The sequence below is a fragment of the Streptomyces sp. NPDC052396 genome (assembly GCF_044593195.1).
GTDB lineage: Bacteria > Actinomycetota > Actinomycetes > Streptomycetales > Streptomycetaceae > Streptomyces.
On record NZ_JBIUAW010000001.1, the window covers coordinates 704,869 to 724,798 of the forward strand.

At 73.4% G+C, this 19,930-nt stretch carries 19 protein-coding genes and 1 riboswitch; of the genes, 7 read left to right on the forward strand and 12 right to left on the reverse strand.

Annotation, left to right across the window (positions count from 1 at the left end; genetic code table 11):
- Positions 1-155: 155 nt before the first annotated feature.
- From ACIHFE_RS03490 to thiO, 3 genes are all read right to left on the reverse strand, one after another.
- Positions 156-959: a thiazole synthase gene (locus tag ACIHFE_RS03490; protein ID WP_400104085.1), complete on the reverse strand. Its 804-nt coding sequence runs from the start codon at positions 957-959 to the stop codon at positions 156-158.
- A gap of 9 nt (positions 960-968) precedes the next feature.
- Positions 969-1,190: a sulfur carrier protein ThiS gene (thiS, locus tag ACIHFE_RS03495; protein WP_400104086.1), complete on the reverse strand. Its 222-nt coding sequence runs from the start codon at positions 1,188-1,190 to the stop codon at positions 969-971.
- Positions 1,187-2,377, reverse strand: a complete 1,191-nt coding sequence (gene thiO, locus ACIHFE_RS03500; RefSeq protein WP_400104402.1) for a glycine oxidase ThiO — start codon at positions 2,375-2,377, stop codon at positions 1,187-1,189. Before thiO ends, thiS begins: the two co-directional genes overlap by 4 nt.
- Positions 2,375-2,486, reverse strand: a riboswitch (TPP riboswitch). (Overlaps the previous gene by 3 nt.)
- Before the next feature lie 143 nt (positions 2,487-2,629).
- Between thiO and ACIHFE_RS03505 the strand changes: the two genes are divergently transcribed.
- The 5 genes from ACIHFE_RS03505 (at position 2,630) to ACIHFE_RS03525 (ending at position 7,053) form a co-directional block, all read left to right on the forward strand.
- Entirely contained in the window at positions 2,630-3,859 is a 1,230-nt protein-coding gene (locus ACIHFE_RS03505; RefSeq protein ID WP_400104087.1) for an NAD(P)/FAD-dependent oxidoreductase, read from the forward strand.
- 102 nt (positions 3,860-3,961) lie between these two features.
- Positions 3,962-4,327: an Rv2175c family DNA-binding protein gene (locus tag ACIHFE_RS03510; RefSeq protein WP_400104088.1), complete on the forward strand. Its 366-nt coding sequence runs from the start codon at positions 3,962-3,964 to the stop codon at positions 4,325-4,327.
- A 95-nt stretch (positions 4,328-4,422) separates the two neighbouring features.
- A complete protein-coding gene (thiE, locus tag ACIHFE_RS03515; protein WP_400104089.1) occupies positions 4,423-5,073 on the forward strand; it encodes a thiamine phosphate synthase in 651 nt (216 codons plus the stop codon).
- Positions 5,074-5,166: 93 nt separating this feature from the next.
- On the forward strand, positions 5,167-6,084 hold the full coding sequence (metF, locus tag ACIHFE_RS03520; protein WP_400104090.1) for a methylenetetrahydrofolate reductase [NAD(P)H]: 918 nt from the start codon (positions 5,167-5,169) through the stop codon (positions 6,082-6,084).
- Between the two features lie 39 nt (positions 6,085-6,123).
- On the forward strand, positions 6,124-7,053 hold the full coding sequence (locus tag ACIHFE_RS03525) for a hypothetical protein (protein ID WP_400104091.1): 930 nt from the start codon (positions 6,124-6,126) through the stop codon (positions 7,051-7,053).
- A 72-nt stretch (positions 7,054-7,125) separates the two neighbouring features.
- Here ACIHFE_RS03525 and ACIHFE_RS03530 read toward each other — a convergent pair whose 3' ends face one another.
- Genes ACIHFE_RS03530 through ACIHFE_RS03550 form a run of 5 tightly spaced genes read right to left on the reverse strand, consistent with a single transcriptional unit; the run spans position 7,126 to position 12,767 of the window.
- Positions 7,126-8,619: a phytoene desaturase family protein gene (locus tag ACIHFE_RS03530; RefSeq protein WP_400104092.1), complete on the reverse strand. Its 1,494-nt coding sequence runs from the start codon at positions 8,617-8,619 to the stop codon at positions 7,126-7,128.
- A 10-nt stretch (positions 8,620-8,629) separates the two neighbouring features.
- On the reverse strand, positions 8,630-9,241 hold the full coding sequence (locus ACIHFE_RS03535; protein ID WP_400104093.1) for a DUF4126 domain-containing protein: 612 nt from the start codon (positions 9,239-9,241) through the stop codon (positions 8,630-8,632).
- 28 nt (positions 9,242-9,269) lie between these two features.
- Positions 9,270-9,878 carry a TetR/AcrR family transcriptional regulator gene (locus tag ACIHFE_RS03540; RefSeq protein ID WP_400104094.1) on the reverse strand — a complete coding sequence of 203 codons (609 nt, stop codon included), beginning with the start codon at positions 9,876-9,878 and terminating at the stop codon, positions 9,270-9,272.
- 35 nt (positions 9,879-9,913) lie between these two features.
- Positions 9,914-12,049 carry a YhgE/Pip family protein gene (locus ACIHFE_RS03545; protein ID WP_400104095.1) on the reverse strand — a complete coding sequence of 712 codons (2,136 nt, stop codon included), beginning with the start codon at positions 12,047-12,049 and terminating at the stop codon, positions 9,914-9,916.
- The gene (locus tag ACIHFE_RS03550) at positions 12,036-12,767 is read right to left on the reverse strand and encodes an ATP-binding cassette domain-containing protein (protein WP_400104096.1); all 732 of its coding nucleotides are present in this window, start codon (positions 12,765-12,767) and stop codon (positions 12,036-12,038) included. The genes ACIHFE_RS03545 and ACIHFE_RS03550 overlap by 14 nt, the downstream gene beginning before the upstream one ends.
- Before the next feature lie 207 nt (positions 12,768-12,974).
- Here ACIHFE_RS03550 and ACIHFE_RS03555 point away from each other — a divergent pair, with 207 nt between their 5' ends.
- Positions 12,975-13,760: a methyltransferase gene (locus tag ACIHFE_RS03555; RefSeq protein WP_400104097.1), complete on the forward strand. Its 786-nt coding sequence runs from the start codon at positions 12,975-12,977 to the stop codon at positions 13,758-13,760.
- A gap of 234 nt (positions 13,761-13,994) precedes the next feature.
- Positions 13,995-14,387: a DUF3040 domain-containing protein gene (locus tag ACIHFE_RS03560; RefSeq protein ID WP_400104098.1), complete on the forward strand. Its 393-nt coding sequence runs from the start codon at positions 13,995-13,997 to the stop codon at positions 14,385-14,387.
- A gap of 111 nt (positions 14,388-14,498) precedes the next feature.
- On the opposite strand, the gene ACIHFE_RS03565 is transcribed toward ACIHFE_RS03560, so the two are convergent.
- The 4 genes from ACIHFE_RS03565 to ACIHFE_RS03580 form a co-directional block, all read right to left on the reverse strand.
- Positions 14,499-16,841 (reverse strand): DUF3488 and DUF4129 domain-containing transglutaminase family protein, encoded by a 2,343-nt coding sequence (locus ACIHFE_RS03565; protein WP_400104099.1) that lies wholly within the window; start codon positions 16,839-16,841, stop codon positions 14,499-14,501.
- A complete protein-coding gene (locus ACIHFE_RS03570) occupies positions 16,838-18,118 on the reverse strand; it encodes a DUF58 domain-containing protein (protein WP_400104100.1) in 1,281 nt (426 codons plus the stop codon). Before ACIHFE_RS03570 ends, ACIHFE_RS03565 begins: the two co-directional genes overlap by 4 nt.
- Positions 18,118-19,116, reverse strand: coding sequence for an AAA family ATPase (locus ACIHFE_RS03575; protein WP_400104101.1), 999 nt, complete (start codon positions 19,114-19,116; stop codon positions 18,118-18,120). Before ACIHFE_RS03575 ends, ACIHFE_RS03570 begins: the two co-directional genes overlap by 1 nt.
- Before the next feature lie 149 nt (positions 19,117-19,265).
- Positions 19,266-19,811, reverse strand: a complete 546-nt coding sequence (locus tag ACIHFE_RS03580; protein ID WP_400104102.1) for a beta-class carbonic anhydrase — start codon at positions 19,809-19,811, stop codon at positions 19,266-19,268.
- Positions 19,812-19,930: the final 119 nt, after the last annotated feature.

Below are 19,930 nucleotides of genomic sequence, written 5' to 3' on the forward strand. Positions count from 1 at the left end.
TGCGTCCGTACGGGCTCAGTCGTTTCGGTACCCGGCGACGAAACGCGCCGTGCCACGGCAGGTGCGTTTTCCGGTGCGGGCCGTGCGTGGCTGGTCGCGCCCACGCGGCGGAGCCGCATGACACAGCCGCCCCGCGCCCCTTACGGGGGCGCCCCCTACGCCACCGTGAACGCCGGGCGTTCGGGGTCCAGGGTGGCGCGGCCCGCCGTCGGGGAGGACGCCTCGGCGAAGTGGCGGCGGGGGATGCGACCCGCGCGGTACGCCAGCCGCCCCGCCTCCACCGCGTGCCGCATCGCCTCCGCCATCAGCACCGGCTCCTGCGCCCGGGTCACCGCCGAGGCCAGCATCACCGCCGAGCAGCCCAGCTCCATGGCCAGCGCCGCGTCCGAGGCGGTGCCCGCGCCCGCGTCCAGGATCACCGGGACACCGGCCCGCTCGGTGATCAGCTGGAAGTTGTGCGGGTTGCGGATGCCCAGGCCGGAGCCGATGGGCGAGCCCAGCGGCATGATCGCGGCGCAGCCGAGGTCCTCCAGCCGGCGGGCCAGCACCGGGTCGTCATTGGTGTAGGGCAGCACCGTGAAGCCGTCGTCCACCAGGATCTCGGCCGCGTCCAGCAGCTCGATGGGGTCCGGCAGCAGGGTGCGCTCGTCGGCGATCACCTCCAGCTTCACCCAGTCCGTGCCCAGCGCCTCACGCGCCAGCCGGGCGGTCAGCACCGCCTCGCCCGCGGTGAAGCAGCCCGCGGTGTTGGGCAGCACCCGTACCCCGTGCCGTTCCAGGACGGACAGCACCGAGCCGCGCACCGAGGGGTCCAGCCGCCGCATGGCGACCGTGGTCAGCTCGGTGCCCGAGGCCAGCAGCGCCCGTTCCAGCACATCCAGGCTGGGCGCACCGCCGGTGCCCATGATCAGGCGGGAGGTGAAGACGGTGTCGGCGATGGTGAGCAGATCGTCTGCCATGGGAACTGATCAGCCTCCCTGCACCGCGGTGAGAACTTCGATCCGGTCGCCGTCGTCCAGCGTGGTGGCCGTCCACCGGGTGCGCGGTACGACGGTCTCGTTGACGGCGGCGGCGACGCCGCCCCGGGCGTCGGTGAGCGTGGCCACCAGGCCGTCGAGGGTGGTCCCGCCGGGGACCAGGCGCTGTTCACCGTTGACGGAGACCCGGACGGTGGCGGTCGTGGCGGTCATGCGGACTGCTCCTGGAGTGCGGGGGTGAAGCGGGTGGGGGAGAAGGGCAGGGCCTCGTCCGGCACCCGGCCGCCGGTCAGCACGTCGGCGAGCACCTCCCCGGTCAGCGGGGTGAGCAGCACGCCATTGCGGTAGTGGCCGGTGGCCAGGTGGAGGCCGGGCAGCGCGGTGGGGCCGAGCAGCGGGCCGTTGTCGGGGGAGCCGGGACGCAGCCCGGCGCAGGTTTCCACCAGCGGCAACTCGGTGATGCCGGGCACCAGTTCATGGGCGTCGCGCAGCAGCTGGTAGACCCCGCCCGCGGTGACCGTGGTGTCGAAGCCCAGCTCCTCGGTGGTGGCGCCCACCACCAGCTCGCCGTTCTCCCGGGGCACCAGGTAGACCGGCACGCCGCGCACCACCGCCCGTACCGTGCGGGAGAGGAACGGGCGGTACGGGCCGGGCACCCGCAGCCGCAGCAGCTGCCCCTTGACCGGCCGTACCGGCGGCAGCACCTCCGCCGGCACCCCGGCCAGCCGCTCGCTGTGGCTGCCCGCCGCCAGCACCGTCTGCCCGGCGGTCACCCGGGAGCCGTCTTCGAGCAGGGCGCCGGTGGCGCGGTCCCCGGCGGTCAGCAGGCCCACCGCCCGCTGCCGCAGGATGTCCACCCCGGCCCGCTCACAGGCCGTCAGCAGGGCCAGGGCCAGCCGCCGGGGGTCGGTCTGGTGGTCGCCGTCCACCCGCAGGCCGCCCTGTACGCCGGGCGCCAGCATCGGCTCCAGCCGGCGGCACTCACGGCCGGTCAGCCACTGCGCGTCCAGGCCGCAGCGCAACTGGAGCTGGTGCAGTTCGCGCAGATACGCCCGGTCGTCGGCGTCCAGCGCCACGGCCAGCGTGCCGCAGGCCCGGTAGCCGGTGTCCTGGCCGCTGGCCTCCTCCAACTCGGCGGTGAACGCCGGATAGCGGCGCGCCGAGGCCAGGTTGAGGGCGAGCAGCGCCTGCTCCCCGTAGTGCAGTTCGGTGACCGGGGCGAGCATGCCGGCCGCCACCCGGGTGGCGCCACCGCCCGGCGAGGGGTCGGCGAGCGCGGTGCGCAGCCCGCGCCGGGCCGCCCGCCAGGCGGTGACCAGCCCGATCAGTCCGCCACCGATCACCAGGACGTCCCAGGTCCCCGGTGGGCCACCGGTCTTTGGCCGTTGAGACGCGTGCATGGGCATCCAGCCCCTCCCTTCGCCGGCATGACCCGGATCAGGTTCGTACGGTCGGAGGCCGTCCAGCCTCCCTCTCAGCCCGGTGCGCCGGGCTCCCGCGAGTGCGTGTGCAGCGGTCACCCTAGTACGGGCCGGGAGAGCACCGGAAGGCGGCGGGGCCCGGCGGACGGGCGCATACGGCGGGGGGGTTGTGTCGGAGGTCTCCCGACCGGGTGCTCGGTAAGCCCTCGGCGGTCGCCCTATGGTGATCGGGTGAGTGAGCAGACGAACACCACCGGTGGCGGGCGCGTTGTGATCGTGGGCGCCGGCATGGCCGGCGTGCAGACCGCCCTGGCCCTGCGGGAACAGGGCTGGACCGGCGAGATCACCCTGCTGGGCGCGGAGCCGCACCCCCCGTACGACCGGCCGCCGCTGTCCAAGACCGTGCTGCTGGGCAAGGCGGAGGGTTCCGCCTTCGAGGTGGACTTCACGGCGCTGGGCATCGAGGTGCAGCTCGACCGGGAGGTCACCGCGCTGCGCGCCGAGGAGCACCAGGTGGACACGGTGCGCGGCAGCGTGCCCTATGACGTGCTGGTCATCGCCACCGGCGCGGTGCCGCTCCAGCTGCCCGGCAGCGAGGGCGTGCCCGGCGTCCATCTGCTGCGCACCGTGGACGACGCGGAACGGCTGCGGCCGCTGCTGGCCGCCCAGCGCAGCGTGGTGGCGGTCGGCGCGGGCTGGATCGGCGCCGAGTTCGCCACCGCCGCCCGGGAGGCGGGCTGTGAGGTGACCGTGGTGGAGGCCGCCGACCGGGTGCTGGCCGGCGCGGTGCCCGCCGAGGTCGCCGCCCATATGACCGACTGGTACGCGCACAGCGGGGCGCGGCTGCTCACCGGCGCCAAGGTGGCGGCGGTCCAGGAGGGCGCGGTGCTGCTGGCCGACGGCCGCCGGATCGAGGCGGACGCGGTGGTGGTGGGCATCGGCGCCCGCCCGGCCACCGACTGGCTGGCCGGCTCCGGCATCGAGCTGGCCGGGGACCGCTCGGTGTGCGCCGACGAGCGGCTGCGCACCTCGTTGCCGGATGTCTACGCGGTCGGCGACTGCGCCTCCTTCCCCTCCGCCCGCTATGGCGAGCGGCTGCTGGTGCACCACTGGGACAACGCCCTGCAGGGGCCGCGCACGGTGGCCGCCAACATTGTGCTCGGCCCGGAGGAGGGGCCGGTCTATGACCCGGTGCCCTACTTCTGGTCCGAGCAGTTCGGCCGGTTTGTGCAGTACGCGGGGCACCATGCGGCCGCCGACGAGATGATCTGGCGCGGCGACCCGGACAGCGCCGCCTGGACGGTGTGCTGGCTGAAGTCGGGGGCGCTGGTGGCGCTGCTGGCGGTGGGCCGGCCGCGTGACCTGGCACAGGGCCGCAAGCTGATCGAGCAGGGCGCCGCCCTGGACCGGTCCAGGGCCGCGGACGCCTCGGTGCCGCTGAAGGCCGCGGTGCTCGGGTGACGGTCCCGGGCGCCCCCGGTCGCGGCGGCCGCGCGAGTGCCCCGCGCCTCGCCCGGGTCAACCCGGCTACCGGCTGTCAGCGGCGGATGGCAGGCTTGTCCCGTGACCGAGATTGACGCAAAGATCGAAGGGCTTGTTCCCGCCTGGCTCACTCTCCCCGATATCGCGGAGATGCTGGATGTCGAGGTGACGCGCGTGCGCCAGCTGGTGAAGGAGAGCCAGCTGATTGCCGTGCGCCGTGGCGAGAACAATGTGCTTCAAGTGCCTGCCGAGTTCATCAAGGACGGCAAGGTCGTCAAGGGCCTCGCGGGGACCCTGACACTTCTCAAGGACGATGGCTTCACCGATGAGGAGATGCTGGAGTGGCTCTTCACCGCTGATGAGACCCTGCCCGGAACCCCGGCGCAGGCGCTGCGCGAGAATCGTGGCACGGAGGTGAAGCGCCGCGCCCAGGCGCTCGCCGTCTGAGCCGCACCGCAACGCCGTACCGCAACTGAGATCAGCGCGGTGTACGGGCCGGAAGGCCGGGCCCGTACACCGCCGACCGGGGGGAGTCCCACCCGATGTCCATGACCGCGCGCGAGCGACTCGCCGACGCCCGGCTGTATCTGTGCACCGACGCCCGCAAGCGTCAGGGCGACCTGCCCGAGTTCCTGGACGCGGTGCTGGCCGCCGGGGTGGACATCGTCCAGCTCCGCGACAAGGGCATGGAGGCCGGGGAGGAACTGGAGCAGCTGGCCGTGTTCGCCGAGGCGGCCCGCCGCCATGGCAGGCTGCTGGCGGTCAACGACCGCGCCGATGTGGCGCATGCGGCCCGTTCCCAGGTGCTGCACCTGGGCCAGGGTGACCTTCCGGTGCCCGCGGCCCGCGCCATCCTGGGCGAGGAGGTGCTGATAGGCCGCTCCACCCACGCCGAGGCGGAGGTGGACGCCGCCCTGGCCGAGCCGGGCGTGGACTACTTCTGCACCGGCCCCTGCTGGCCCACCCCCACCAAGCCCGGCCGGTACGCCCCCGGCCTCTCCCTGGTGCGCCACGCCGCGTCCCGGAACCCGGACCGTCCCTGGTTCGCCATCGGCGGCATCGACGAGGGCAATCTCGACCAGGTGCTCCAGGCCGGAGCCCGGCGGATCGTGGTGGTGCGCGCCATCACCGAGGCCGATGACCCCGGCGCGGCGGCCGCCCGGCTGGCCAAGCGGGTCCGGGAACTCGACTGACCTTCGAGGCCGGGTGGGGAACCGCCCGGTGAAAAAGGGCATTTCACTGATACGGGTTGGGGTGCCGCCGGACCGCTGGTTAACTTGGCGGGTATGGCCCTTGGTACCGCGTCCACCAGGACTGACCGTGCGCGCACTATTCGTGAGCTGCTGGCTTCCGGCGAGCGTTCCTACTCCTTCGAGTTCGCCGCCCCCAAGACCGAACGGGGTGAACGCACCCTGTGGAACGCCATCCGGCGGATCGAGGCGGTCGGCCCCACCTTTGTCTCCGTGACCTATGGCGCCGGCGGCTCCTCCCGCGAGGGCACGGTACGGGCGACGGAGCGCATCGCCACCGACACCACCCTTACGCCGGTGGCCCATCTGACCGCGGTCAACCACTCGGTGGCCGACCTGCGCAACATCATCGGCCAGTACGCCGATGTGGGCATCCGCAATATGCTCGCGCTGCGCGGGGACCCGCCCGGCGACCCGCTGGGCGAGTGGGTGCGACACCCCCGGGGCCTGCACTACGCCGCCGAACTGGTGCGCCTGATCAAGGAGTCGGGGGACTTCTGCGTGGGCGTGGCCGCCTTCCCGGAGATGCATCCGCGCTCCACGGACTGGGAGACCGACGTCCGCCACTTCGTGGCCAAGTGCCGGGCCGGCGCGGACTTCGCGATCACCCAGATGTTCTTCCACGCGGAGGACTATCTGCGGCTGCGTGACCGGGTCGCGGCGGCGGGGTGTGACACCCCGATCATTCCGGAAATCATGCCGGTCACCAATGTGAAGCAGATCGAGCGATTCGCACAGCTGAGCAACGCCGCCTTCCCCTCGGGGCTGGCAGAGCGGATCCGGGCGGTACAGGACGATCCGGCGGCTGTACGCTCGGTCGGGATCGAGTACGCGACCGAACTGTGTGCACGGTTGATGGCCGAGGAGATTCCCGGGCTGCATTTCATTACCCTGAACCACTCCACGGCAACCTTGGAAATCTACGAGAACCTGGGACTGCACCAGCGGTCCTGACGGCCGGCCGGGAACGGCGGCCGAACGAGAGGGGCGCTAATGGGCTGGACGGTCCTCTACATCGCGTTCGGCATCGTCGCGCTCTGGCTGCTCAGCGAGGTGCTGCTGCAGTACAAGGCCCGGCTGCGCTGGCGGCTGCTGGCCTTCGGGGGCTTCCTCGGTGTGGTGGCCGGTGTGATGGCCGCCTCGGTGCCGGTGATCGTGGTCGGGGCGGTCGGCTTCGCGGCCGGCCAGGTCTTTGTGACGCTCTCCTTCCGGCGCGGCTTCGCCGCGGGCTGGGCGCTCCGCCGGCCCGCTGCCGCCGGGAACGAGGGCGGCGCGGGCGAGGGCCGGGCCGGCGGCAGGTCCGCCGGCCGGTCGGGCGGACGGTCCGGACGGCGGCGGGGCCGGGCGGAGCGCGGCGCCACCACCGACAGCCCGGCCCCCGCGGCCCCGGCGGCCCCCGCGGCTCTCGCCGGGGAGCAGGCCGCGGACGGCGCGCCGGAGCAGCCGGCCGGGGTGCCGGGGGTGCCGTCCGGTCTCACCGGGGTGCCGGAGCAGCCCACCGCCGAGTACGCGGCGGTGGAGGAGACCAGTGTCTTCGGCGGCTATGACGCCTTCCAGGGCATGCCGCAGAATGCCGAGTACACCGGCCAGAACGGTCAATTCGACTATGCGCAGGGGCAGTACGCCGCGTACTCCGACCCCTATATCGGCAACCGCCAGCAGGGCTACGAGACTTACGACGCCTATGCGCAGCCCCAGCAGTCGCAGCAGCCCCAGCAGCAGTACGGCACGCACCAGCAGTACGGCACGACGGGCTATTCCGGCGACGTCTACGCCCCGCAGCACTACGACATGGACACCCCGCCCGGTGGAGTCTGGGTGCCCCAGCAGCGGGACACGGACGCGGCGGCGCCGCCCCAGCAGCCGCCTTATCCCCAGCAGCCGGGGCCCGGTTACGACGAGCAGCAGCACTACCGCTACTAGGGTCGTGCTTCGGGCGCGGGCCGTCGGTGGCTGATCGCGCAGTTCCCCGCGCCCCTTACGGGGCGCCCCCTGTCACTGCGAGCCGCGGAAGGCCGCACCCTCCACGATCAGGCCCGCCACCAGCGCACCCGACATCCCCGCGTGGGCCAGCCCGCCGCCGGGGTGGGCGAAGCCGCCGGCCAGGTAAAGGCCGGGCAGGCGGCCCGAGTTGGCGGGGTGGAGGAAGGCGCCGTCGGCGCCCGCCAGGGCCGGAGCCGGAACGCCGCCGCCCCGAGCGCCCGTTGCGGCCTCCACCTCCAGCGGGGTGCGCACCGCACGCCACAGCACCCGCCCGGCCAGGCCGGGGACAGCCACCTCCGCCGCCTGGACCATGCGGTCCGCGAAGCCCTCGCGGGTGGGACCGTCCGCCCAGTCCACCTCCCCCTGCGGGGCGACGGTGGCGGTGAGCGTCAGCGCCTCATGGTCCGCATCGGGCCGGGTGGACGGGTCGTCCGGGCGCAGCGCGATCACCGTCGGCCGGTGGCCGGCGTGCGGCGCCGGGCCGAAGACCGCCGCCAGCTCCGCCTCCCGGTCGGGGGTGTGGATCACGGTGCGGTGTGGGGTGTCCGCCGGGCGGGCCCCGCGCAGGGCCAGGAAGACACTGAACCGGCTGCGCGGCACGTCCCGTTGCGCGAACCCGGACAGCGCCGGCAGCGCCGCCGGATCCACGCCCGCGACCACCGCGTCCGCCTCGGCCACCGTGCCATCGGCCAGCCGCACCCCGGCGGCCCGGCCGTCCTTCTCCAGCAGGCCGGTCACCTCGGCACCGAAGTGGAACTCCGCCTTCCGGGCCAGGCAGCGGGCGTACAGGGCCTCGGCCAGGGCCCGGATGCCGCCCTGGGCGTACCAGCTGCCGAAAGTCTGCTCCATATACGGCAGTACGGCGGCGCCGGCGGGTGCCCGGCGCGGATCGAGACCGTGGGCCAGGGCATGGCTCTCCAGCAGGGCGATCAGCCGGGGATCGGCCAATTCCCGCCGGGCGACGGCCTCCAGCGTGGCCGGCGTGGAGCGGCGGAACAGCCCGCGCCGGCGCAGGGCCGGATAGGGGTCGTGCCCAAGCGCGGCACGCCGGTCCGGATCGGCCGGCAGTGGCTCCTCCAGCAGTGGGCGCCGGGTGGCGTCCCAGGCGTCCCGGGCCCGGTTGACCAGATCGCTCCAGCGCTCGCCTGCTCCGGGGGTCAGCGCCGCGTCCAGTGCCTGGACCACCCCGGCCCGGGAGGCGTTGGGCAGGTTGACCGAGGTGCCGTCCGCGAAGCGGTGGCTCGCGGCCGGGTCGACCTGGTGCAGGCCGAGGCTCTGCTCCAGCGACTCCTTGCCGGTCTTGATGAACAAATCGCGGTAGACAGCGGGCAGATGGAGCAGGCCGGGGCCGGTGTCAAAGGTGAAGCCGTCCCTGGCCAGGCGGCCGACGCCGCCGCCGGGCACCGTCGAGCGCTCGTACACCGCCACCCGGTGGCCCGCGACGGCCAGTCGCGCGGCCGTCGCCATGGCGCCCATTCCGGCGCCGATCACCACAATCCGTGTCATGCCGCCGACTCTAACGGGGGGTGCCGACCGCGCCTTCGGGAGCCGGGGCCCGGCGCCGCTGCCGCCGCCGGGCGAGGAAGGCGCGCACCCGCTTCCACAGGAAGACCACCAGGGCGATGCCCAGGCCCAGCAGGGTGCCCGCGATGACCGCCGCCGCCACCGGGTGGAACAGGGCGAAGACCACCAGGGCCGCCACCGCCAGATCCTCCACCAGGCTGAGCACGATATTGCTGGCCGGCTCCGGGGAGGTGTTCACGGCCATCCGGGTGCCCGCCTTCACCAGGTGGCTCAGCAGTGCGGTGATGCCGCCCACTGCCCCGGCGGCCAAGTGGGACAGCGAGCCGTGGTCCCCGGCCAGCAGGGCGGCGACCACTCCGCCGGCGATGGGACGGATCACCAGGTGCACCGCGTCCCAGACGGAGTCCACATAGGGGATCTTGTCCGCCACGACCTCGCAGAGGAAGAGCACCCCGGCGGCTATCAGCACATCCGGGCGCTGGAGGGCGTGGGGGACCTGGTCGGTGACGCCGAAACGGCCCAGCAGGCCGAGCAGCAGCACCACCGCATAGGCGTTGATGCCGCTGGCCCAGCCGCTGGTGAAGACAAGAGGAAGGACTGACACCGGGTGATCGTAGCGGGCGGGCCCGGCCTCAGCTCCCGCTCACTCTGCCCTGCAACAGGCGCGACAGCGCGGCATGCACCTCGTCGATGGACCGCTCCGGCTGGAAGGACTGCCAGTCCAGCGCGGCCACCAGCACCATGCCGAACAGCGCCGAGGCGGTCAGCGGAATATCGATCTCGGTGCTCAGCTCGCCCCGGTCCACCGCCTCCCGCAGCACCGACTCGATCACCGCGATCGCCTTCTGCCGCACCTGCATCAGGGTCGACTGCCAGGCCCGGTTGGTGCGCCACAGCTCGGCCACATACAGCTGGGTCAGCGAGGGATAGCGGGCGATGAACTCCAGCCCCGCCCGGATCATCGCGTCCAGCGCGTCCACCCGGGTGCCGCCACGGGCGGCCGTCTCCTCGGACGCCTGCTGCAAGGAGACGGTCAGCAGCTCGATGCCGTCCCTGAGCAACTCCTCGAAGAGTACGGTCTTGCTGGCGAAGTTGTAGTAGACCGTGCCCTTGGCCACCCCTGCCCGTTCGGCGATCTCGTCCACCGTGGTGGAGGAGAACCCCTGTTCCGCGATCAGGGTGACCGCTGCCTCGAAGAGCTTCCGTCGTGTGTTCTGACGGCGTGTACCGCTGCTGTCCATGGGGGTGATTCTCCCCGCCCGCCGGCCATGCCCGGTCACAGGCTCAGCTCAGGGTGCAGCTTGTCCACCCGCCACACCTGCTTGCCGCGCGCCGCCCAGGCGGTGAGCGCCAGCGAACCGGCGGTGAAGGCGGCCAGCACCGCACACGCCTGCCAGACGCTGCCCAGGTCGCCGCCCGAGATCAGGTGGCGCAGCCCCTGCACCACATAGCTCATCGGCAGGAAGGGGTGCAGGGCGTTGAAGAAGCCGGGGCTGGTCTGCACCGGATAGGTGCCGCCCGCCGAGGTCAGCTGGAGCATCAGCAGCGCCAGCACCAGGATCCGTCCGGCCGGCCCGAAGCGGGCGTTGAGCCACTGCACCATGGCGGCGAAGCAGAGCGAGGCCAGGGCCAGGAAGCCGACGGTGCCCGCGGCGTGCTCCATCTCCAGCCCGACCGCCCAGTGCAGCACCGCCAGCAGCGCCAGCACCTGTCCCAGCCCCACCGCGACCACCGGCAGCCAGCCCGCCAGCGCGGTCCGCCAGGCCGAGGCGCCGGCTGCCAGCGCGCGCCGGTTGAGCGGCTGAATGAGCATATAGGCGACCATGGCGCCCACCCAGAGCGACAGCGGCAGGAAGTAAGGCGCGAACCCGGTGCCGTAGTTGGGCGCCTTGTGCAGCGCCTGTGAGGCCAGCTTCACCGGGTCGGCCATCACCTCGGTACGGGCGTCACGGTCCTGCTTGCCATAGTCCGGGATCTTGCCGACCCCGTCGTGCAGCCCGCCGGAGAGCTTGGACGAACCGTCGGAGAGCTTGAACATGCCGCCCTGCAGGGTGTCCGCGCCGTTCTGCAGCTTGCCGATGCCGGTGTCCAGGGCGGACATCTTGTCCGAGGCGGTGCCCAGCCCGGAGTTCAGCTGCCCCGCACCGTCATGGATCCTGCTCGCGCCGGCGGCGACCTTCTGGGCGCCGTCGTTGAGAGCGTTGGCGTCACGCACGGCGTTGTTGATGTCGTCGGCGAGGGTGGGTGCGGAGTCGGCCAGCTTCTGGGCCGAGGACTGGATGATGTCCAGCTGTTCCGGAAGGCTGCCCAGCTCGCCGTTCTTGTTCTGCACCAGGGTGTTGAGGTCCTGGGCACCCAGCGCCGACTGCTGCGCCGCGAAGACGGCCTTGCTGAGCGTCGGGCAGAACGACTCCGCCTTGGCCGCCTTCTCGCACAGGGCCGAGTACGCCGCCGACAGGTCCGCCGATGCCGTGGCGGTACCCGTTGCGAGCTTCTGTGTGGTCTCCGCCGAGGGCAGGTTCTGCAGGTTTCCGCGGAGGGTCTGCGCCTCGGTGGCCACCTTGCCGGCGATCCGGCCTATCTCGGCCGTGTGCTGCTTGGCGTAGACACCCTCCTTGGAGTCCGCCGCCGCGTTCACCTGGTCCGCCAGTTTCTGGGTGCCGTCCGCCACCTGCTGTGCGCCGTCGGCCAGTTGCCGGGTCCTGGAGTCCAAGGTGCCCGCGCCGTCGTGGAGTTTGTCCACGCCGTCCGAGAGCCTGCCGGTGCCGTCCTTGGCGGTGTCCAGGCCGTTCTTGAGGTCCCCGGTGCCCTTCTTCGCCTTGTCGATGCCGTCGCCCAGCCGGTCCGCGCCGTCGGCGGCCTGCTTGGTCTTGTCGTGCAGGTCGGAGAACGAGACGAAGATCTTGTCGTAGAAGCCGCGGGACGCCTTGCGGGAGGCGCTCGCCCGGACCTCGGCGAACACGGTGCGCGAGATCGACCCCACGATGTAGTTGTTGGCGTCGTTGGTGTGCACCTGGAGCGCACCGGTCTGCGGGGTCTTGCCCGAGCTGGACGCCACCCGCCGGCTGAAGTCGGCGGGTATGGTCAGCGAGAGGTAGTAACGCCCCTTCTCCAGGCCCTGCTTGGCCTCGGCGGCGCTGGTCTCGTGCCACTGGAAGGTCTTGCTGTCGTGCAGCCCCTCGGCGATGGAGTCGCCCGCGGTGAGCTTTTTGCCGTCCACGGTGGCCCCGCGGTCGTCGTTGACCAGCGCCACCGGCACCTTGTCCAGCCGGCTGTACGGGTCCCAGAACGACCACAGGTACAGCCCGCCGTAGAGCAGCGGAAGCAGCAGCAGCGCGATCAGCGCGGCCCGGGGCAGCTTGCCCCGGCCGAACTTGCGCAGTTCGAGAACGGCCAGCCTAGGCGAGCGCATTGAGGGCCGCCTCCTTCTTGATCTGCCCGGTGCGGACCGTCACCGCGTCCCCGGGGGCCTCACTGCACACGGCCAGTACGGTCGTTCCGGCGTCGGCCAGTGACCTCAACAGCGCCCAGGCTTCCGCCCGTTCGGCGTCGGACAGCTTGAGGTCCAGATCGTCCACCGCGATCAGCCGCGGTGCGCCGATCAGGGCCAGGGCCAGCGAGAGCCGCAGCGCCTCCAGCCGTTCCAGGTCCCGGGCGGCCGTGCGCTCGTCCTTGGGCAGCGTGGCCGGTTCCAGCCCGGCGGCGGCCAGTGCCGCGTCGATCCGGGCCCGTGCGGCCGCCCGCCGCTCGGAGCGCGGCCGCAGCAGTTCACGCGGCGAACCGCTGAACCGGCGCTGCAGCAGCACCCGTTCCCGCAGGTGCTCGGCCACGGTCAGGGCCGGCTCCAGCTCGGCCACGCCCGGTACATGGGCCAGTGCGGAGAACTGCCGCACCCCCGCCATCCGCTTGGGCAGCGCCAGCCCGCCGATCTCGGCGGATCCCGCGCCGGGACGCATACGTCCGGTCAGGGCGAGCAGCAGACAGGTGCGGCCGGAGCCGGACGGCCCCTCGACGGCGATCAGCGAGCCGGGCGGGGCGTCGACGTCCACCTCCTCGAACGCCCAGCCGCGCGGGCCCTTGACGCCGAATCCCTGTGCTCTGACGGCGGCCCCGGGTGGGGTGCGGTCCACGGTGACCTCCCTGGTGACGATCTTGAACTGACTAGTCAGTCTAAAAAAGTATGACGCAGGAGGTGCGGTCGCCGTCAACCGGGCCCCGGTCCGCCCGCGCGGACCGGTCTGGCCTGGCGTTACGGGCGCCCGGGCCCGGCCCATTAGGGTGTGATCGACGTCCCTCGACGTCCATCCGATCGCCGCCGCGCCGAGGAGCCATCCGCCGTGACCGAGCCTTCCCCCGCCCAGGGCGGGGAGACCCCAGCGCGCCCCCGCGCGTCCCTGCGTACCGCCGTGGTCTGGGAGGTCCTCAAATACGCCCTGGACCGCCGGGCCGAGGTCGCCGGCCGGGACGGTGTGCTGGAGGTCCTGGACGCGGGTGGCGGCAGCGGCAAGTTCGCGGTCGAGGTGGCCCGGCTCGGCCACCGGGTGACCGTGGTGGACCCCAGCCCCAACGCCCTGTTCGCGCTGGAGCGCCGGGCCGCCGAGGCGGGCGTCGCGGACCTGGTGCGCGGGGTGCAGGGCGACACCCAGGGCCTGTTCGACGTGGTGGAGTGCGGCGCCTATGACGCGGTGCTCTGCCATGGGGTGCTGGAGTACCTGGAGGACCCGGCCGCCGGTGTGCGCAACGCGGTGGACGCGCTGCGCCCCGGCGGCGTCCTCAGCCTGCTCGCGGCGGGCCTGGGCGGCGCGGTGCTGGCCCGGGCGCTGGCCGGGCACTTCACCGAGGCCCGCCAGGCGCTGACCGACCCGGCCGGCCACTGGGGTGCCGGCGACCCGGTGCCCCGCCGCTTCACCGCCGCCCAGCTGACCGAACTGGCCGAGGGCGCCGGGCTGGCGGTCGGCGCGGTGCACGGGGTGCGGGTCTTCGCCGACCTGGTGCCGGGAGTGCTGGTGGACGCCGAGCCCGGAGCCCTGGAGGCGCTGTTCCGGCTGGAGGAGGAGGCGGCCACGCTGCCCGCCTTCCACGCGGTGGCCACCCAGCTGCATGTGCTGGCCCAGCGCGGCTGAGGGCGGCCCCGGCCACACCCCACCGATCAGGCCGTTCGCCCCGTATGATCGGGAGAACACCGTCCGGCATGACGGGTCGGCGGGGCGGGAATGTACGTCCCGACATCATCGGCCGCCAGCCGGGGCCGGTGGGTGAATTGGCGCAGAGGGGCGGGTTTCACGGGGGCGAATCCCTGCCTATCCTGAAAGGGTCGCACCCGGTCGCCCCCCGCGACCGACGAGTAGGAGGACTCCGTGCCGCTCTCGGAGCACGAGCAGCGCATGCTCGAGCAGATGGAGCGAGCGCTGTACGCCGAAGATCCCAAGTTCGCGACAGCGCTCGAGGGCAGCGGCCTGCGCACGTACACCCGGCGACGGGTCTACCAGGCGATCGCGGGCTTTCTGGTGGGTATCGCGCTGCTGATGGCCGGAATGGTCGCCCAGTGGATCTGGATCAGCGTGGTCGGCTTCCTGGTCATGCTGGGGTGCGCGGTGCTGGTGGTGACGGGGTGGCGCAAGGGAGGCGCGGCGCGTGGAGCGGCCGGTCCTCTGGGCGGCGGCCCCCGGCGGCAAGGACGTCCCCGCCGGTCGATGATGGACCGGATCGAGCAGCGGTGGCAGCGCCGCCGCGATGAGCAGGGCCACTGAGCGGTAGGTCATGGCGTTTGGGTTCTGAGGGCCAGGGTGCGGTTGGGCGCCCTGGCCCTCTGTTGTGCAAGGGCGCTGCGCCGGCGGCGTCGTTGGTGGCCGGGTTGTGCTTCAGGTGCGGGTTGTTTGTGGCTGGTCGCGCAGTTCCCCGCGCCCCTGACGGGCGCGGGTGGCCAGCCGCTTGAGCGAGCGCGGGGCCAGCACCGCCCGCAGGTGGGTGCCCCGGGGTGCCGAGGCGCGCAGGCCCGCACGTACCCGGTGGACCTCCTCGGCCAGCGCGCCGGCCGGCGTGGGGCGCGGGGCGTACAGGGTCCGTTCCACGGCGGTGGCCACCCGGCCCGCCGCACCGGCCGCCGGGCCGGACAGCCCGCCGAGGCGGATGATGCGGGCCACCGCCTGCCGGGGTGTGTGCGAGCCGTCGGGCGCGATGCCATAGTCCCAGGCCGAGTCGGTCAGCTCCCGCCAGGCGGCCAGGGCGCCCCCGGCCGGGGCCAGCCGGCGGACGCGTACCCGGTGCCGCAGCAGCGGCGGCAGGATCAGCAGCACCGCGGCCAGCCCGGCCGCCGCCAGCCCCGCCGTGGCGCCCGTTGACAGCCCGCCCCCGGAGTCCCCGGCGCCGGGCTGGGCCAGGGGCTGCGGGCAGCCGTCCTCCCGCCGCACCCGGGGCGGGCAGGACTCGCCGGTCTGCGGCGCCGCCGAGGGCCGGGTGGCGCGGCCCGGTGGCGGGCTGGGCAGGTCGGGAGTGGTGCCCGAGGGGCTCTGGGCGATGGTGTAGTCCGGCTGGGAGCCCCGGCTGGGCGTGGGCTCGAACCGGGTCCAGCCGATCCCCTCGAAGTACAGCTCCGGCCAGGCGTGCGCGTCCTTGGAGCCGACCGACACCGACCCGTCGGACTGCGGCGCGCCCGGGGTGAAGCCCACCGCCACCCGGGCCGGGATGCCCAGGGTGCGTGCCATGGCGGCCATGGTGAAAGAGAAGTGGACGCAGAACCCCCGCTTGTCCCGGAGGAACCGGACGATCGCGTTGTCCCCGCTGCCGGACGCCACCTCGGTGTCGTAGTGGAAGCCGCCGCCCACGGAGAACCAGTCCTGCAGCTTCACCGCCTGCTGGTAGGGGTTGGCGGCGCCCGCCGTCACCCGGCGCGCCACCCGCTCCACCTCCGCGGGCAGGGTGGCGGGCACCCGGGTGTACTCGCGCAGGATCCGCTCCTCGGGCGCCGGCGCGGCCGCCAGCTGGGCGGCGGTGGGCTGCACCAGCAGGCTGGTGACCTGGTAGCGCAGCCCCCGGGTGGTCTGGCCCCGGTCGCCGACCAGCGCCCGGCCCTCCGGTTCGTAGCGCCACTGCCCGCCCACCTTGATCCGGTCCGCCGGATAGGGCATGGGCAGGTAGTTCTGCCCATAGGTGGCGGCTGCCACCAGCGAGGTGTTCACCGGGTCGGTGCGCACCCCGGGGGCCAGCCCGGCCGGTGGCGGCAGCCGCCCCGGCACATCGGTGACCTGCCGCTCGGAGGCGCGCCAGGAGGAGCCGTCGAAGTGGTCCAGCGCCACGATCCGCAGATAGAGGTCCTGGGTGTCGGCGGTGGTGGTGCGGTAGCGCAGGACCTCCCGGTTCTCCGGCTGGTTGAGGCTGTTCTGCAGGGAGACCAGCGGATTGACCGCCGAGATGGTGCCGCCGGCGTCCCCGCCCGGGCCGTCCCCCCGGCCCTGCGGCCGCAGCAGGCCGCCGTCGATGGTGGGCAGCACGGCCGGTATGGCCAGCGCGATGCCCAGCGCCAGCGCCCCGATCCGGCGGCCGGTGCGCACCGGTGCCAGGGCCGGGCCCGCGCCCACCGGGTCGAAGCCCGGCGAACCGGCGCGCACGCCGCCGGGGAACACCCGGCCCCAGCGCGCCAGCCGGTCCCGCCCCTCGGCCAGCAGCAACAGCAGATAGCCGGCCGCCGCGGCCAGGAACCACAGCCAGCCGGCGCCGCCCCGGGCCAGCCCGGCCCCGATCGAGTACAGCGCCAGCAGCGGCAGCCCGGCCGGCGCGGCGCTGCGGAAGGTGACCGCCAGCGCGTCCACCGCCAGGCCCACCGCCAGCACCCCGCCGATCAGCATCAGCCTTATCCCCGCGCCGGCCGGGGCCGGGATGGCGTACCGCCCCACGTCGTCCGCGCCCTGGCGCAGCAGATCGGCGAAGGTCCGCAGGGCCTCCGGCCCCGGCAGCACCCCGCCCAGGGCCTGCTCCCGGGCGAAGGCCACGGTGAGCATCAGCAGGGTGACCAGCGCCTGCACCCCGACGGTCAGCACCCGGGGCAGCGGCACCCGCCGGGCCAGCGCGCCCACCGCCGCCTGGAAGACCAGCAGAAAGGCGGCCTGGGCGATCCAGACGCTCCGGTTGACCAGTGGCAGCAGCGAACAGGCGGCGGCCAGCGTGGCCACCGTGGCGCACACCGTCAGCCGCGCGCTGCCGCTCATGACCCGCTCCGCGCCGTGCCGGCCGGGGTGCCGGCCCGCTGCCACAGGCCGGCCAGCGAGTCGCCCGGCGCCACCGGCAGCGCCGTCCAGCCCGCCTCGCGCAGCAGCCGCACCGGCCGCTCGCCGTGCGGGGAGCGCAGGCCGGTCCAGCGGCCGGGGTCCAGGACAAAGGCCAGCGCGGTGCCGCCCGGCCGCCGCATCCCGGCGGCCAACTGCGCCTGCCGCTCGTCCAGTTCACCGAAGAAGGCCACCAGCAGCCCCTCGTTGCCGCCGCGCAGCGCCTCCCGCGCAGCCGTCAGACAGCTGCCGGGGGAGTGGTCGATCTCCGCCAGCACATCCAGCAACAGCCCGCCGGCGTCGGAGGGTTCGTCCCCGGAGGCGGTGGCCGGCACCGAACTGCCGGTGTCGGTCAGCAGCCGGACCGCGAAGCCCCGGTGCAGCAGGTGCAGCGCGGCGGAGGCGGCCCCCGACACCGCCCACTCGAAGGCCGAGGCCGGGCCCGCCCCCTGGTAGGCGCCGCCCCGGGTGTCCAGCAGCACCGTGGCCTGGGCCCGGCGCGGCTGTTCCTCACGGCGCACCATCAACTCGCCGTAGCGGGCGGTGGATCGCCAGTGCACCCGGCGCAGGTCGTCGCCGTGCCGGTAGCCGCGCGGAATCACATCGTCCTCGCCGGCCAGGGCGAGCGAGCGGTGCCGGCCGTCCCCGTAGCCCGCCGCCTCACCGGCCAGCCGCAGCGCCGGCAGCGGCTCCACCCGGGGCACCACGGTCAGCACATCCCGGGCGCTGAAGGCCCGGGTCAGCTCGCACATCCCGAAGGGGTCGGTGAGCCGTAACTGCAGCGGGCCCAGCGGATAGCGGCCCCGCAGGTCGGACAGGACCCGGTAGCAGACCTCGCGCCGCCCGCCCGGCTCCACCCGGTCCAGTACAAAGCGCGGGCGCGGCCCCAGGACATAGGGCACCCGGTCCTGGAGCAGCAGCAGGCCGGTGGGCAGCCGGGAGACGTTCTCCACCCGCAGCGTCACCAGGGCCTCGGCGGAGGCGGGCACCCGGGCCGGGGAGAGCGCCCGGTCGCCGGCCACCCGGTGCCGGGTGCGGTGCAGCACCACCACACACACCAGCGGCAGCACGGCCAGCAGCAGCCCCACCCGCAGCAGGTCGGACTGACCCAGCACATAGGAGCAGCCGGTGGCGGCCAGGCCGGCCGCCAGGAAGGAGCGGCCCCGGGTGGTCAGCCCGGCCAGCGCCGCGCGCAGGCTGCCCTCCTCCTCGGCCGGCATCACGGCCGCCGCGGGGCGGCGGAGGGCCGGCCGTAGGGATCGGGCACCGGGGTGTGCCGCAGGATGTCCAGCACCACCTGTTCCGGGCCGCGCCGGCTCAACTGGGCCTGGGCGGTGGGCAGCAGCCGGTGCGCCAGCACCGCCACCGCCAGCGACTGCACATCGTCCGGCAGCGCGAAGTCCCGGCCGGCCAGCGCCGCCGTGGCCCGGGCCGCCCGCAGCAGATGCAGCGTGGCCCGCGGCGAGGCGCCCAGTCTCAGCTCCGGGTGCTGCCGGGTGGCGGCCACCAGGTCCACCGCGTAGCGCCGCACCGGCTCGGCCACATGCACCGTGCGCACCGCCTCCACCAGCTTGACGATCTCATGGGCGTGCGCCACCGGCCGCAGGTCGTCCAGCGGGGACCGGGCACCGTGGGTGTCCAGCATCCGCAGCTCGGCCTCCGGGCCGGGGTAGCCGATGGAGACCCGGGCCATAAAGCGGTCGCGCTGTGCCTCCGGCAGTGGATAGGTGCCCTCCATCTCCACCGGGTTCTGGGTGGCCACCACCATGAACGGGCTGGGCAGTTCATAGGTCCGCCCGTCCACGGTGACCTGGCGCTCCTCCATCGACTCCAGCAGCGCCGACTGGGTCTTGGGTGAGGCCCGGTTGATCTCGTCGCCGATGACGAACTGGGCGAAGACGGCGCCCGGCTTGAACTCGAAGTCCCGCCGCTGCTGGTCGAAGACGCTCACCCCGGTGATGTCCGAGGGCAGCAGGTCGGGGGTGAACTGGATGCGCCGCACCGAGCAGTCCAGCGAACGGGCCAGCGCCTTGGCGAGCATGGTCTTGCCCACCCCGGGCACGTCCTCGATCAGCAGGTGCCCCTCGGCCAGCAGCACGGTCAGGGTGAGCCGCACGACCTCCGGCTTGCCCTCGATCACGGTCTCCACCGCCGCCCGCACCCGCTCGGCGGTGGCGGTCAGATCGCTCGGAACCGCTGGCTCGTCATAGGTCGTCACCCGGCCCTCCTCGGCCCGTCATGCGGGCCCGGGTCCTGGGTACGGACCGGCCCACCCCGAAGCAAGCGACGGCCCCGCCCCCGGGGAGCAGGGCCGTCGCTTACGCATTCTGGCCGTACCGGCGGTGTCATGACACCGCCTGAGGACAATCAGTGCCGCGGATCGATCTCCCGCAGCAGGCCGGTGTGCACATCGAAGACGAAGCCGCGCACATCGTCGCGGTGCGGCAGGAACGGCGAGGTGCGCACCCGCTGCATGGACTGGCGCACATCCTGGTCGAGGTCCTTGAAGGCCTCCACCGCCCAGGACGGACGCTGGCCCACCTCGGCTTCGATCTCGTGCCGGAAGTCCTCGGTGAGGCTGAGCAGACCGCAGCCGGTGTGGTGGATGAGCACCACGGAGCGGGTGCCCAGGGCACGCTGGCTGATGGTGAGCGAGCGGATGATGTCGTCGGTGACGACCCCGCCCGCGTTGCGGATGGTGTGGCAGTCGCCGAGCTCGAGGCCCAGCGCGGCATGCAGGTCCAGACGGGCGTCCATGCAGGCGACGACCGCCACCTTGAGGACCGGACGGGCGTCCATGCCCGGGTCGGTGAACGCGGCGGCGTACTCCGCGTTGGCCTTGACCAGGCGGTCGGTGACCGTGGGGTCCGTGTGGTCCTTGTCGTGTGAGGGCTGAGGCGCGGGTATCGGCATGCCAACGAAGGTAATCGGCCAATGGCCCGCCGGTCTTTCCAGGCCCGGGCAAAAAGTCCGCCAATGTCGCCCCTTGTGAGCTAACCCACAGCCCGGCGGTGTGCCGCCATCCGGGTGAA

Coding starts and splice junctions, on each gene's coding strand:
- thiO (WP_400104402.1), bottom strand. CDS start 2,377: ATGCACGCGTCTCAACGGCCAAAGACCGGTGGCCCACCGGGGACCTGG.
- ACIHFE_RS03540 (WP_400104094.1), bottom strand. CDS start 9,878: ATGGACAGCAGCGGTACACGCCGTCAGAACACACGACGGAAGCTCTTC.
- metF (WP_400104090.1), top strand. CDS start 5,167: ATGGCCCTTGGTACCGCGTCCACCAGGACTGACCGTGCGCGCACTATT.
- ACIHFE_RS03570 (WP_400104100.1), bottom strand. CDS start 18,118: ATGCCGGCCGAGGAGGAGGGCAGCCTGCGCGCGGCGCTGGCCGGGCTG.
- ACIHFE_RS03490 (WP_400104085.1), bottom strand. CDS start 959: ATGGCAGACGATCTGCTCACCATCGCCGACACCGTCTTCACCTCCCGC.
- thiS (WP_400104086.1), bottom strand. CDS start 1,190: ATGACCGCCACGACCGCCACCGTCCGGGTCTCCGTCAACGGTGAACAG.
- ACIHFE_RS03545 (WP_400104095.1), bottom strand. CDS start 12,049: ATGCGCTCGCCTAGGCTGGCCGTTCTCGAACTGCGCAAGTTCGGCCGG.
- thiE (WP_400104089.1), top strand. CDS start 4,423: ATGTCCATGACCGCGCGCGAGCGACTCGCCGACGCCCGGCTGTATCTG.
- ACIHFE_RS03580 (WP_400104102.1), bottom strand. CDS start 19,811: ATGCCGATACCCGCGCCTCAGCCCTCACACGACAAGGACCACACGGAC.
- ACIHFE_RS03525 (WP_400104091.1), top strand. CDS start 6,124: ATGGGCTGGACGGTCCTCTACATCGCGTTCGGCATCGTCGCGCTCTGG.
- ACIHFE_RS03565 (WP_400104099.1), bottom strand. CDS start 16,841: ATGAGCGGCAGCGCGCGGCTGACGGTGTGCGCCACGGTGGCCACGCTG.
- ACIHFE_RS03530 (WP_400104092.1), bottom strand. CDS start 8,619: ATGACACGGATTGTGGTGATCGGCGCCGGAATGGGCGCCATGGCGACG.